The sequence below is a fragment of the Fictibacillus sp. 5RED26 genome (assembly GCF_015903895.1).
Taxonomy (GTDB): Bacteria; Bacillota; Bacilli; order Bacillales; family Fictibacillaceae; genus Fictibacillus; species Fictibacillus phosphorivorans.
Genome location: NZ_JACZDU010000011.1, coordinates 1 through 13,172, shown reverse-complemented (window position 1 = coordinate 13,172; position 13,172 = coordinate 1). Strand labels below are relative to the sequence as shown.

The 13,172-nt window shown below is 41.6% G+C and carries 20 protein-coding genes; 18 read left to right on the top strand and 2 right to left on the bottom strand.

Features of this window, described 5'->3' with window-relative positions:
• Positions 1-3 precede the first annotated feature (3 nt).
• The 16 genes from IHV10_RS20895 to IHV10_RS20820 all read left to right on the top strand — a co-directional run bounded on the left by IHV10_RS20895 (position 4) and on the right by IHV10_RS20820 (position 10,399).
• Positions 4-327: a KOW domain-containing RNA-binding protein gene (locus IHV10_RS20895; protein ID WP_137792243.1), complete on the top strand. Its 324-nt coding sequence runs from the start codon at positions 4-6 to the stop codon at positions 325-327.
• Positions 320-538 (top strand): translation initiation factor IF-1, encoded by a 219-nt coding sequence (infA, locus tag IHV10_RS20890; protein WP_066237890.1) that lies wholly within the window; start codon positions 320-322, stop codon positions 536-538. The genes IHV10_RS20895 and infA overlap by 8 nt, the downstream gene beginning before the upstream one ends.
• A gap of 35 nt (positions 539-573) precedes the next feature.
• On the top strand, positions 574-687 hold the full coding sequence (rpmJ, locus tag IHV10_RS20885; RefSeq protein WP_007203526.1) for a 50S ribosomal protein L36: 114 nt from the start codon (positions 574-576) through the stop codon (positions 685-687).
• A gap of 21 nt (positions 688-708) precedes the next feature.
• Positions 709-1,074 (top strand): 30S ribosomal protein S13, encoded by a 366-nt coding sequence (gene rpsM / locus IHV10_RS20880; protein WP_066390695.1) that lies wholly within the window; start codon positions 709-711, stop codon positions 1,072-1,074.
• Positions 1,075-1,094: 20 nt separating this feature from the next.
• Entirely contained in the window at positions 1,095-1,490 is a 396-nt protein-coding gene (gene rpsK / locus IHV10_RS20875) for a 30S ribosomal protein S11 (protein ID WP_066237883.1), read from the top strand.
• A 143-nt stretch (positions 1,491-1,633) separates the two neighbouring features.
• Positions 1,634-2,578, top strand: coding sequence for a DNA-directed RNA polymerase subunit alpha (locus IHV10_RS20870; RefSeq protein WP_066390697.1), 945 nt, complete (start codon positions 1,634-1,636; stop codon positions 2,576-2,578).
• Between the two features lie 58 nt (positions 2,579-2,636).
• Positions 2,637-2,999 carry a 50S ribosomal protein L17 gene (gene rplQ, locus IHV10_RS20865; RefSeq protein WP_066237878.1) on the top strand — a complete coding sequence of 121 codons (363 nt, stop codon included), beginning with the start codon at positions 2,637-2,639 and terminating at the stop codon, positions 2,997-2,999.
• Between the two features lie 254 nt (positions 3,000-3,253).
• A complete protein-coding gene (locus tag IHV10_RS20860; protein ID WP_197134175.1) occupies positions 3,254-4,084 on the top strand; it encodes an energy-coupling factor ABC transporter ATP-binding protein in 831 nt (276 codons plus the stop codon).
• Entirely contained in the window at positions 4,069-4,935 is an 867-nt protein-coding gene (locus IHV10_RS20855; protein WP_197134172.1) for an energy-coupling factor ABC transporter ATP-binding protein, read from the top strand. Before IHV10_RS20860 ends, IHV10_RS20855 begins: the two co-directional genes overlap by 16 nt.
• A 1-nt stretch (position 4,936) precedes the next feature.
• The gene (locus IHV10_RS20850) at positions 4,937-5,734 is read left to right on the top strand and encodes an energy-coupling factor transporter transmembrane component T family protein (RefSeq protein WP_197134169.1); all 798 of its coding nucleotides are present in this window, start codon (positions 4,937-4,939) and stop codon (positions 5,732-5,734) included.
• 13 nt (positions 5,735-5,747) lie between these two features.
• Complete coding sequence (gene truA, locus IHV10_RS20845; RefSeq protein ID WP_197134166.1) at positions 5,748-6,500, top strand: tRNA pseudouridine(38-40) synthase TruA; 753 nt, start codon at positions 5,748-5,750, stop codon at positions 6,498-6,500.
• Between the two features lie 151 nt (positions 6,501-6,651).
• Positions 6,652-7,089: a 50S ribosomal protein L13 gene (rplM, locus tag IHV10_RS20840; protein WP_066237860.1), complete on the top strand. Its 438-nt coding sequence runs from the start codon at positions 6,652-6,654 to the stop codon at positions 7,087-7,089.
• 16 nt (positions 7,090-7,105) lie between these two features.
• Positions 7,106-7,498 carry a 30S ribosomal protein S9 gene (gene rpsI / locus IHV10_RS20835; protein ID WP_066237857.1) on the top strand — a complete coding sequence of 131 codons (393 nt, stop codon included), beginning with the start codon at positions 7,106-7,108 and terminating at the stop codon, positions 7,496-7,498.
• A gap of 335 nt (positions 7,499-7,833) precedes the next feature.
• A complete protein-coding gene (locus tag IHV10_RS20830) occupies positions 7,834-8,274 on the top strand; it encodes a DUF2521 family protein (protein WP_197134163.1) in 441 nt (146 codons plus the stop codon).
• A gap of 72 nt (positions 8,275-8,346) precedes the next feature.
• Complete coding sequence (cwlD, locus tag IHV10_RS20825; protein WP_197134160.1) at positions 8,347-9,072, top strand: N-acetylmuramoyl-L-alanine amidase CwlD; 726 nt, start codon at positions 8,347-8,349, stop codon at positions 9,070-9,072.
• Between the two features lie 277 nt (positions 9,073-9,349).
• Entirely contained in the window at positions 9,350-10,399 is a 1,050-nt protein-coding gene (locus IHV10_RS20820) for a P-loop NTPase (RefSeq protein ID WP_197134157.1), read from the top strand.
• Between the two features lie 30 nt (positions 10,400-10,429).
• Here the strand turns inward: IHV10_RS20820 and gerD are convergent, their stop codons facing one another.
• On the bottom strand, positions 10,430-11,059 hold the full coding sequence (gene gerD, locus IHV10_RS20815; RefSeq protein ID WP_197134154.1) for a spore germination lipoprotein GerD: 630 nt from the start codon (positions 11,057-11,059) through the stop codon (positions 10,430-10,432).
• Between the two features lie 148 nt (positions 11,060-11,207).
• Between gerD and IHV10_RS20810 the strand changes: the two genes are divergently transcribed.
• Positions 11,208-11,828 (top strand): KinB-signaling pathway activation protein, encoded by a 621-nt coding sequence (locus tag IHV10_RS20810; RefSeq protein WP_197134150.1) that lies wholly within the window; start codon positions 11,208-11,210, stop codon positions 11,826-11,828.
• 22 nt (positions 11,829-11,850) lie between these two features.
• Here IHV10_RS20810 and pdaB read toward each other — a convergent pair whose 3' ends face one another.
• Positions 11,851-12,612, bottom strand: a complete 762-nt coding sequence (gene pdaB / locus IHV10_RS20805; protein WP_197134147.1) for a polysaccharide deacetylase family sporulation protein PdaB — start codon at positions 12,610-12,612, stop codon at positions 11,851-11,853.
• Between the two features lie 150 nt (positions 12,613-12,762).
• Here pdaB and IHV10_RS20800 point away from each other — a divergent pair, with 150 nt between their 5' ends.
• Entirely contained in the window at positions 12,763-12,987 is a 225-nt protein-coding gene (locus tag IHV10_RS20800) for a hypothetical protein (RefSeq protein ID WP_231619647.1), read from the top strand.
• Positions 12,988-13,172: the final 185 nt, after the last annotated feature.

The window sequence follows — 13,172 nt, the reverse complement described above, 5'->3', positions numbered from 1 at the left end:
GAAATGGTAAGCGAATCTGATTCGGTACCGAGCATAGGTCAACTGGTTCGGATACTAAAAGGAAGAGACGCAGATCGGTTAGGTGTGATTGTCGGTATTCTCGATGGACGTTTCGTCCTCGTAGCAGATGGTGACAAGAGAAAGTTTGATCGAGCCAAGCGTAAGAACCTAAACCACTTAGAGCTGCTGGATTTTACTTCTCCGGAAGTTGTTAAAAGCATTCTTGAAACAGGTCGTGTAACCAATGGCAAATTGCGTTATGCAGTAGCGAAGTTTTCCGACGAGAAAGTCATTGCTCTGAAGAAGGGAGATCAAGTCGATGGCTAAAGATGATGTTATTGAGGTCGAAGGTACAGTAATTGAACCTCTTCCGAACGCCATGTTTCGTGTTGAACTAGAAAACGGACACAAAGTTCTAGCGCACGTTTCTGGAAAGATTCGTATGCACTACATTCGAATTCTTCCAGGGGATAAAGTAACCGTAGAATTGTCTCCGTATGACTTATCACGTGGTCGTATAACGTATCGTTTTAAATAATCAATGTACTCCGTGACATAAGGAGGTTATAAACAATGAAGGTAAGACCATCAGTCAAGCCAATATGTGAAAAATGTAAAGTGATTCGCCGCAGAGGCACTGTAATGGTGATCTGTGAAAATCCGAAACATAAACAAAAACAAGGTTAATATACAGGAGGTGCAAAAATTATGGCACGTGTTGCAGGTGTAGATATTCCTCGTGATAAGCGAGTAGTAATCTCTTTAACATACATCTTCGGTATCGGTAAAACAAAAGCACAGCAAATTCTTGCTGGAGCTGGAGTTTCTGAAGATACACGCGTTCGTGATCTTACTGAAGATGAATTAAATAAAATCCGCGAAGTCATCGATGGACACAAAGTGGAAGGTGACCTTCGTCGTGAAGTATCACTAAACATCAAGCGTCTAATCGAGATCGGAGCATATCGTGGTGTTCGTCATCGTCGTGGATTACCAGTACGTGGTCAAAACACGAAGAACAACTCCCGTACTCGTAAAGGACCTCGTCGTACAGTAGCGAATAAGAAAAAGTAAGTAAAGGAGGTAAACTCTAAATGGCAAAAGCACGTAAGACTAATACACGTAAACGTCGTGTCAAAAAGAATGTTGAAGTCGGCGTAGCACATATCCGTTCTACATTCAACAACACGATCATTACGATCACTGACACGCACGGGAACGCAATCTCTTGGGCGACTGCTGGTCACCTAGGATTTAAAGGTTCTCGTAAGTCTACTCCGTTCGCAGCACAAATGGCAGCTGAAACAGCTGGTAAAACTGCAATGGAACATGGTATGAAAACGTTGGAAGTATCCGTTAAAGGACCTGGTGCTGGACGTGAAGCAGCAATCCGTGCCCTTCAAGCGGTAGGCTTAGAAGTAACAGCTATTCGTGACGTTACTCCTGTACCTCACAACGGTTGCCGCCCGCCAAAACGCCGTCGCGTGTAACAATATACACGGTATATATTTCTATAACTTGTCTATAATGGTTATAGTGAAAGTTTTGGTAAATGATAAGTCGGAATGCCTATGGGGAATTTCGGCTGGAAACCTCCAGCCGAGATTCGACGTTTGAAGGAGGGTTCAGTTGAATGATCGAAATCGAAAAGCCAAGAATTGAGACGGTTGAAATCAGCGACGATGCCACATACGGAAAGTTTGTTGTTGAACCACTTGAACGTGGATACGGGACTACACTAGGCAACTCCTTGCGTCGTATCTTGTTGTCCTCACTACCTGGTGCAGCAGTTACATCTATTCAGATCAATGGCGTATTGCATGAGTTCTCTACAGTTGAAGGTGTAGTTGAAGATGTTACAACCATCATCTTAAACTTAAAGAAACTTGCAATGAAGATTTACTCTGATGAAGAGAAGACACTTGAAATCGATGTACAAGGTGACGGTGTTGTAACAGCTGGCGACATTACTCATGACAGTGATGTTGAGGTCCTTAATCCGGATCTTCATATCGCAACACTAGCAAAAGGAGCTCATTTCCAAATGAAGCTTCATGCTAAACGTGGTCGTGGTTATGTACAGGCAGAAGGCAATAAACGCGAAGACCTGCCGATCGGGGTAATTCCTGTTGATTCAATTTACACGCCAATTTCACGTGTAAACTATCAAGTGGAAAACACTCGTGTAGGACAAGTAACAAACTATGATAAGCTAACGCTTGATGTATGGACAGATGGGAGCATTCGTCCAGAGGAAGCAGTTTCTCTTGGTGCGAAGATCATTAGCGAACATTTAAACATTTTTGTTGGCTTAACAGATCAAGCTCAGAACGCTGAGATTATGGTAGAAAAAGAAGAAGACCAAAAAGAAAAAGTACTTGAGATGACGATCGAAGAACTTGATCTTTCTGTTCGTTCTTATAACTGCCTAAAGCGTGCTGGCATTAATACAGTTCAAGAACTTGCGAATAAGTCTGAAGAAGACATGATGAAAGTACGGAACCTTGGAAAGAAATCTCTTGAAGAAGTTCAAGAGAAACTTGAAGAGCTAGGTCTTTCATTACGCGCTGACGATTAATTCGTAATACGCGCTTTTTCAAGACGAGAGAGAAACGCGCAGAGGAGGGAATACAAGCATGGGATACCAAAAGTTAGGTCGTGTATCTGCGGTTCGTAAAGCAATGCTTCGTGATTTAGCTACTGATTTAATCATCAACGAGCGTATTGAAACTACAGAAGCACGTGCAAAAGAAGTTCGTAAATTTGCTGAGAAAATGATTACGCTTGGTAAGCGTGGAGACCTTCATGCTCGCCGTCAAGCTGCATCGTTCCTTCGTAACGAAGTAGCAGACGCTGAGTCTGGACAAAGATCTCTACAAAAGCTTTTCAGTGATCTTGCACCTCGCTATGCAGAGCGTAACGGTGGTTACACTCGCATCGCAAAAATCGGCCCTCGCCGTGGTGATGGTGCACCAATGGTTATCATTGAATTAGTTTAATAAAACGTATGAAAGGGCGGGATCAAGTCTTCAATGACAATCTTGCCCTTTTTTATTTTATCGAAAATCCGAGTAGATTTTCGAGAGGTTGATTTGCGCTTCAGGTGCTCGCTTCTCCCGCAGGAGTCTCGCACCTTGCGCTCCAATCAACTAGTCAATAAAGCTCATACTTTTTGAAAGCAACATCTTTATTAAAGACTAATATCGAGCAGAGAGCAGCTTAGAATGAGCAGCAGTTAAGAGGAGGATGTCACATGGAAAACATCATTACCGTTAAAGATGTGACCTTTTATTATCCGGGAGAAGAGACACCTACGCTTAAAGGTGTAACGTTAGATGTACACAAAGGGGAATGGCTATCGATCGTGGGCCATAACGGCTCTGGAAAGTCCACGTTAGCAAAAATGCTCAACGGGCTGTTGTTGCCTAATGAGGGGGCTGTATATGTCTCACAGTACACGACAGGCCTTCCAGACGACATCTGGGAAATAAGAAGACTTGTCGGGATGGTCTTTCAAAATCCAGATAACCAGTTTGTAGGAACGAGCGTACAAGATGACATCGCGTTTGGCCTGGAGAATTTCGGTGTTCCGCGAGACGAGATGGTAAAGCGTATCAATGAAAGTATAGAGAGAGTGGGAATGGAAGCTTTCTTAAACCAGGAACCTCATCAATTATCCGGTGGGCAGAAGCAACGAGTGGCAATAGCCGGTATATTGGCACAGAAACCTTCTGTTATCGTTTTGGATGAAGCGACATCGATGCTCGATCCGATCGGTCGAATTGAAGTGATCGAGACTGTGCGCGAACTGAATGAAAAAGAGGGCATCACTGTCATTTCTATCACTCATGATTTAGAGGAAGCGCTAAGTGCAGACAGAGTTGTCGTCATGAAAATGGGAGAGAAGGCAGCTGAAGGCGTACCTGAAGACATTTTTCAGCAGCGTGAACTTTTGAAATCGGCCGGTCTGGATTTACCGTTTTCACTAAAGTTAAGTGAGGCTCTTCGCCAACAAGGTGTGGAGCTTGATAAAAGCTATTTAACGCAGGAAGAGCTGGTGAATGCATTATGGAAATTAGCATAAACCGTCTAGAGCATAGATACATGGAGGGAACTCCGTTCGAGAGGCGTGCACTGCACGATATTAACCTCGACATCGCGGATGGTACTTTCCTTGCTTTGATCGGGCACACTGGCTCTGGAAAGTCTACACTTATTCAACATCTTAACGGGCTATTAAAGCCTTCAGCAGGCTCGATAAAGATGGGCAGTACTGAACTTAAGGCTGGCGGTAAGAAACAAGATTTAAAATCACTTCGAAAAAAAGCCGGTATTGTTTTTCAGTATCCTGAGCATCAGCTTTTTGAAGAAACGGTTGAAAAAGATATCATGTTTGGTCCACGGAATTTTGGTGTGTCTGAAGAAAGCGCGAAGCTAACTGCTACTAAAGTAATTGAGATGGTAGGACTTCCAGAGAGTGTTCTAAGTAAATCTCCTTTTGACTTGAGCGGTGGCCAGATGCGTCGTGTGGCGATTGCAGGTGTTCTTGCCATGAATCCCGAAGTGCTGATCTTGGACGAGCCTACAGCAGGACTTGATCCAGCTGGGCGTGTTGAGATTATGGAGCTGTTCTATTCCCTGCATGAGAGAAATAACCTCACTACGATACTTGTTACTCACAGTATGGAAGACGCTTCGAGATACGCAGATGAGATTGCTGTGATGCATAAAGGTGAACTGTATCTACATGGTAAGCCGACTGACATCTTTAGTGAGCGAGAAGCTCTACAGAAAGCCGGATTAGATGTGCCAGAGACCGTTCAATTTTTACAAAAGTGGAATGAGAAGTCTGGTTTGAATCTGGCATTATCGAAGTTTACAGTGGACGAGCTGGCTAAACAAGTTAGTCAGAGTCTGAAGAAGAGGGGGAACTAATATGCTGCAGAATGTTATTATCGGGCAGTATTACCCAGCTTCCTCTCCACTTCATCGGATGGATTCCCGCTCGAAGCTCATTGCTGCCTTCTTTTACTTGTTTATCGTCTTTTTGGCGAACAACTGGCTTACTTATGGACTACTAATCGCTTTTACGTTTGTAACGATCAGTTTGTCAAAAGTTCCACTTCGTTTTTTATATAAAGGATTAAAGCCGATTCTTTTACTTGTCGTGTTTACGATGCTTTTGCATATTTTCTTAACAAAAGAAGGCGATTTGCTTTATAAAGCGGGCTTTCTTGAAATTTACGAAGGCGGAGTGATTCAAGGGATCTTCATTGCCCTAAGGCTTTTATTACTTGTTATGATGACGTCGCTCTTAACCTTAACAACAACACCGATCGATATTACAGATGGTTTGGAACACTTGTTAGGACCTTTAAAAAAGTGGAAACTTCCTGTTCATGAGTTCGCATTGATGATGTCGATCTCACTCAGGTTTATTCCAACACTCTTACAAGAGACGGAAAAAATCATGAAAGCGCAGATGGCACGTGGTGCTGATTTCACGAGCGGACCGATCAAAGAACGAGCAAAAGCTTTTGTACCGCTGTTAGTTCCGTTATTCGTCTCTTCGTTTAAGCGGGCTGAAGAACTCGCTCTTGCGATGGAGGCGAGAGGTTATCGTGGTGGTGAAGGCAGAACGCGACTTCGAGCGCTAGAGTGGCATCAACGTGATACGTTTGCACTGCTTTTACTAGCATTGCTGACTCTTGCGCTATTCTTATTACGCAATTAAAAGGAGATTGAACATGGCTCGTATGAAAGTAACCGTAGCCTATGATGGTACTGGGTTTGCCGGATACCAAATACAGCCTAGCGGCAGAACGGTGCAAGGAACGATTCAGGCCGTCCTGCAAAAGATGCACAAAGGGGAACCTGTAGGAATCTATGCCTCAGGACGCACGGATGCGGGTGTTCATGCCATCGGTCAAGTGTTTCATTTTGATACACCCATGGAGATTCCTTCTGAAGCTTGGGGGAAGGCATTGAATGCGATGCTTCCGAATGATATTCTAATAAAAGAAGTAGAGATGGTCAGTGATTCTTTTCATTCTCGTTTCTCTGCAACGGGTAAAGAGTATCACTATAAAATTTTAAGAAGTAAGCAACCAGATGTTTTTCAAAGAAATCATATGTTTCATTTCCCTTACTCCTTAAACGTAGAGGATATGAAGCAAGCTGCATTGTTATTTTTAGGTACACATGACTTTACCTCATTTTCATCAGCAAAGTCGGAAGTGGAAGACAAAATTCGTACGATCTTTGCTTTAGATGTTGAGGAAGAAGGCAATGTCCTAACGCTGAAGGTAAGAGGCAGTGGTTTTTTATATAACATGGTTCGCATACTTGTTGGTACACTTTTAGAAGTTGGTCAAGGAAAGCGAAAAACTGAGGAGATCTCAGCGATTATTAAAAGCAAAGACCGTGCGCTCGCTGGAAAAACAGCTCCGGCAAACGGACTCTATCTCTTTCATGTAGAATATGAAGATAAAACGGAATAATATTTAGGATACGCTTGACATCGTTGTTTATATATTATAAGATATTATTTGGTATTTCTACAGATATCGTCCACATGCCCCGTGTAGATATCTCGGGAAATGTTCACATGAATATAATGAAATTTGATTGAAGATACAGGAGGGAAAACACATGCGTACGACTTTCATGGCGAAAGCTTCTGAAGTAGAACGTAAATGGTTTGTGATCGACGCTGAAGGCAAAACACTTGGACGTCTATCCAGTGAAGTTGCATCTATCCTTCGCGGTAAGCATAAGCCTATTTATACACCACACGTTGACACTGGTGATCACGTAATCATCATCAACGCTGAGAAGATTGAATTAACAGGTAAGAAATTAACAGACAAAATTTACTACCGCCACACTGGTCACCCAGGTGGACTGCGTACGAGAACTGCATTAGAAATGCGTACAACTCGTCCAGTTCAAATGCTTGAGCTAGCAATCAAAGGTATGCTTCCAAAGAACAGCCTTGGTCGCCAAATGTTCAAAAAGCTTCACGTTTACGCTGGAGCTGAGCACAACAACCAAGCACAAAAACCTGAAAACTACGAGTTACGCGGATAAAAAGGAGGGTATTTACGTGGCACAAGTACAATATTATGGCACTGGACGTCGTAAGCACTCCGTAGCGCGTGTACGATTAGTTCCTGGTGAAGGCCGTATCGTAATCAACGGACGTGACATTGACGAATTTTTCGGATTAGAAACATTAAAGCTTATCGTTAAGCAACCACTTAACACAACTGAAACAACTGACAAGTATGACGTATTAGTTACTGTTCATGGCGGTGGATACACTGGACAAGCAGGAGCTATCCGTCACGGTATCTCTCGTGCGCTTCTTGAAGCAGATCCTGAGTACCGCGGTTCTCTTAAAGCAGCTGGATTCCTTACTCGTGACGCTCGTATGAAAGAGCGTAAGAAGTACGGACTTAAAGGCGCTCGTCGTGCACCTCAGTTCTCAAAACGTTAATTTCTATTACGTTTTTCAAAACCCTGTTCTCTTTTTTAGAGAGCGGGGTTTTTTTATTTGTGAATTGCGTCTAGTTCGAGAAGATTGAGTCAAATTCCGAACCATTAAGCCTTTAATCGTGAAAATTAAGTCTTAACCCAAATAATTAAGTCTAATTTAAAATAATTAAGTCAAAAACGAAAAAATTAAGTCTAACGCAGATCTTATCGTGCCCTGCCTTTTTCCCCTCCATAATGCCATAAAGAGTTATTCCCATCTTTTATGAAGTGTCGTGAAGCCATCTCTGGAGAAAATATAGATATGGAAAACACAACATGATGAAAGGGGAGGTATTAATGGCAATCGTATTAAACAACTTTAAAGAAAAGCAGCGCTTCAAAAAAGAAACGTTCGAGCGGAAAGTACTTCGGGACTTATCCCTTGCTACCATAAAAAAAGAATTTCAGCGTTTGTTTCAACCATTTTTTCAATACTCGCTTCTTTATCAAAATGACATTGAAGATGCGTGCATCGATATGGCGATCGATTCTTATCTCTTAGGTGCAGGCTACAGCCGATTTGCGTATCATGGAGAAACATTAGAAAAGATTAAGGAAAGAGCATATGCAAAACAACAGGCAATTGCAGACGGTCTTTTTGAATATTGGCAGTTCTGGTGCTGGGGAACAGAGATGATGATGGAATCTCTTCATCTTTGCTGTGAGGCATTCGTTCATATTTGGTGGATGGAAGGCTACAAAAACGGTGAAAAACGCTACCGGATGAAGTTGCAATAATCGCTAAACAGTTATAAATTTCTTCTTGTCCCATATACATAGTGATATATGGCTTGTATAGGGGGACGAAACATGAAGAAGTGGGTGAAGGGAGCCGCATTTGCACTTGGATGCGCTGTCCTTATCTTTATTTTCACCTATCATTTTTTAGATGATGATTCGTGGCGCTCGTGGAACATGCCGCTCTCTGGAAAGATTATCGTAATCGACCCAGGCCATGGCGGTGCTGACGGTGGTGCTGTTGGTGATGGAGAAGTTCTTGAAAAAGAAATCGCATTAAACATTTCCATGTTGCTTCGAGATTATTTACAAGAAGCGGGAGCACTTGTCATCATGACACGTGAAACAGACACGGACCTCGCGGACGAAGGTACAAAAAAACTGCGACATCGCAAATGGGAAGATTTAAAAGAGCGAAAAAAAATTATTAACGAAAATCATGCGGACTTATTTATTTCGATCCACTTAAATTCTTTGCCTTCATCCAGGTGGAGAGGCGCTCAAGTCTTTTATCATCCCGGAAAAGAAGACGGAGAAGCCGTATCTAAATTTATACAAGACGAAATCAAAAGAAATCTAAATAATACGGATCGGTTTGCAAAATCCATAGAAGGTTTATACTTGCTGCGGACTGCAGAAGTGCCAGGAGCGCTAGTCGAAGTCGGTTTCTTATCCAATCCATCGGAACGAGAGCTGTTAAAAACAGAATCGTACCAAAAAAGTATAGCGGCATCGATCTACCAAGGTATGCTGCGATTTTATACAAATGAAACACCACCAACATCTCCTCTTGATTAGAGGGGGTGTTTCTCTATTTTCATGTGCTCGCTTTCCGCGCGAGTAATTTGGAGTGGACAGTAAATATGTAAAAGTGGACAGTATTTCTTTGAAAGTGGACAGTAAATTTCAATAAGTGGACAGTATTTTCATAAAAGTCGATAGTAAGTGCTCGAACATACTTTAGTGAGCTTCCTCGCTTCAGTGAAATTCACACATCTAAAAAACCGCTTACATGATTGTCGGTGGGGGTTGTGATATACTGAAAAGGAATTTTACAGGTAAAGGATGTGTCTATGTGCTTACAGAAGAAAAAGTCATCGAGCTGTTAGGTCCTATTCAAGACCCTTATTTACATAAAAGCATGGTCGACTCAGGGAGTATCCGTGAGTTGAAGATAAAAGAAGGATATGTGGGGCTGAAAATCGGCTTAGCACATACAGGAACGCCCGAACAAATGCAGCTGCAGCAGCAGATCGTTCAAGTTTTGAAAAACGCTGGAGCGGAATCTGTAGGACTTCGTTTCGAAAAAAGAGACGATATTACGGCTGTAAACCCAAGTGAAGCAGCGAATCAGAGTGCACCAACTACTCTTCTTTCCGAAAACAGCAAGACTCAATTTATCGCGATCGCTAGTGGTAAAGGCGGGGTAGGGAAATCAACGGTTTCGGTCAACTTAGCTGTTGCTCTTGCGAGACTTGGGAAAAAGGTCGGATTGATCGATGCAGATATTTACGGATTCAGTGTTCCAGATATGATGGGAATTACAGAACGTCCGAAAGTAAAGGGCGACCGCATCTTTCCGGTTGAACGTTTTGATGTAAAAGTAATCTCTATGGCATTTTTCGTAGAAGATAACGCACCTGTTATCTGGCGTGGACCGATGCTCGGGAAAATGCTCATGAATTTCTTCAGCGAAGTAGAATGGGGAGATCTTGACTATGTTCTTCTAGACTTGCCGCCAGGTACAGGTGATGTGGCGCTGGATGTTCATAAGATGCTTCCGAAGTGTAAAGAAGTAATCGTAACAACACCTCATGCTACAGCAGCATTCGTAGCAGCTCGAGCGGGAACGATGGCGATCAAGACAAACCATGAAGTGCTTGGTATCGTTGAGAACATGTCTTACTTCCAAAGCGGATCAACAGGTGAGAAGGAATATGTATTTGGTAAAGACGGCGGAAAGCGTTTAGCAGAAGAGTTAAATGTACCGTTGCTAGGACAAATACCGCTTGGTCAGCCTGAAATAAAAGAAGATGATTTTGCGCCAAGTGTATATGACCAAACACATCCAATCGGTGAACACTACATTCAGATGGCAAAGAAAATCATTGATAAAACAAATTAAAGAAAAAGCCTTCCGGTTGTCGGGAGGCTTTTATTGTGGGCTTGTGGACTCTTCTTGTTGCTCTTGTCCGCCGCCAGATGATGAAGCTTCTTTTCCTTTTTTCGAGATGGACTGATCAATTTCTTCATGAGCCACTTTCTTTAACATCTCTTGAATTTGAGCTTGTACGATTGGACTCTCAAACGTTTCAAGCATCACTTTTTTCATTTCTTTTCTAACTGGCTGTGTATCAACGAGGGATAATAATTTTTGTGCCATTTGCGGGTTCTGCATGATCTTCATCACTTCTGCTTGATACTGAGGATCTTTAATTAAATCCTTCATCAATTTCTCATGTTCTTTTCGCATGCTTTTCGCAAAAGCTACTGAGAACTTCGGATCTTTAAAAAGGGTCTGCCAAAACTTTTGGCCCTTTTCAGAAAGAAGCTGCTTTTCAATCGTCTGTTTGATGACTTCTTGATCAATGAGTATATCTTGTTGAATTTCTTTATCTGATAGAACTTCTTTAATGGCTTTTTTTCCTTCATCTGTCTTCAATAGATCGACAAGCATCTTTTTCGTTGCTTCGTAATCGACCTGTGAACTGCCTTGGGCTTCTTGAGCACAGCCCGAAAGAACAGCAAAAGAGATACAAAAGAGGAAAATGTATATTTTTTTCATTTGAATTCCTCCTCCTTTCAAGTTGAGCTCGATACTTATAGGATTGATTTTTAGCACGTATTTATACTGGTTATTTAAAGGAAAACTGGCAATTTAAAATAGACATTGGTACAATCGTTACGGAGCATGTTAGAGGGGGAAAACACGCGTGAAAATTAGAAGTTGGATCTTTTTATTCTTTACCACATTATTAATTGGGATTGTCAGTACAATCACAGTTGGTCTTATATTAAAGTTTCCTGAGGACAGCAGCGCTTTAGAAGTACTTCTATATATTTTTGGACTGATCGGTTTTGGCGCGTTGTTCAGTGTATTTAGTCAGATGGGCTTTTTTGCATATTTAACGGTTCATCGCTTTGGCCTTGGTATTTTTAAAAGTCATCGCCTTTGGAACGGAGTACAACTTGTATTGATTGCGGTCGTACTTTTCGATCTGTTCTATTTACGATATACATCTTTTCACAAGGAAGGCGACAGCCTCGTTAACTACATTCTTATTCCGCTTGCGATTTTAGCTTACGGATTGGTCATTGCATATGTAAAAGTAAAACAAACATCGAGTGTAGCGTTCATCCCAACGCTTTTCTTTATTACAGTCGTAACCATCTTAGAATGGGTGCCGGTGTTAAAAGAAAACAATACCCTTTCACTATGGATGGGCTTTGTTCCGATCATGCTTTGTAACACGTATCAAATTTTAATGTTGCATCGACTGTTGCAGTCAAATCAATCTAAATCATCTAAACAAACAAAGCCCACTGCCTTATAAGGCAGGGGCGTTTTTTCATTCATCAGTTAACTTCTTTACTGTTTGCCTCGGTATTCGCGATCATCTCACTTACACTCACAAATTTAAAGCCATCGTCGCGGAGTTTATCAATAATAGTTGGAAGTGCTTTATGTGTTTGTTTAACGGAATCGGATGCATGAAGCAAGATGATGTCTCCTGCTTTCGTCTCATCAGTGGCAGTTGTAACAATACGATCTACTCCAGGGTTTTTCCAATCTTTCGTGTCGATGCTCCAATGAACTACCGTGTGGTTGAGATCTTCTGAGATGTTCAAGACACGCTCATCAAAATTCCCATTTGGTGGTCGTATGAGAGAAGTCATTTTCCCGGATACTTTTTTAATTTTCTCCTGAGCTAAAAGGATATCCCGCTTGATCTGTTTATCTTCCCAATCTGTATAGCTTTTGTATTGATAACCGAGACTAGCTACTTCATGACCATCTTTTACAATACGTTCGACGATTTCAGGATGACGTTCAGCCCAAGCGGCTGATAGGAAAAAGGTACAGTTTTTTACGCCCTTTTCCTTTAAGACGTCTAAGATCGGTGTGACCCGTTTGTCGCCCCAGCTGATATCAAACGTGAGAGATACTTTGTTTCCTTGGTCTTCTCCCTTATAAATCGCACGGGGTCCATCTTTAGATGAAAACACAGATAGTTGCTGCTGTCCTACAAATGCAATTGAGGCAGCAAAGAACGCTGCAAACACAACAACCATGTATTGTTTCATTTTCTTGCCGTTAATAACAAAGAAAAATTTCATAAAACCATCTACCCCCTGTCCATCTTCCTTACAAAATATCTATGATAAAAGGGACAAGATATACCGAAAATTTAGACATTCCTATAAAATATTAACTCTGACTTTTCATGGCCATAATGGTAAAAGAAAAAATAAGAGGGGTGTCGTCTATTGTCTTTGGTAGGGATGCTGTTAAATCATCAAGAGCTTTATGAGTTTGAATATGTGTTAAAAAAGGAAATGGAAGAACTAAGGGTCGATCTTGAAGACAATAAGATTGATGCCATTGTAAAAACTGTATTAGAAGAGCGGTATCAGATCATTTATCGTTTGTTCTGCAGGTTCGCGAAGCCATCTGATTGCAGAAGATATTTAAGGCGGAAACTAAGAAATTAACTTTTTTCGAAAAAACTATTGACCATATTATCAAGAAGGTGGTATATTACTTCTTGTCGCTTTTACAGCGGCTGAAACAAACGAAATAAACAAATTAAGAATCACTAAAAAAAGCAGTTGACATCAACTAGCTAACGGTGGTATCTTATAAAAGTCGCCAAAACGAGCGACACACTGAAACACAC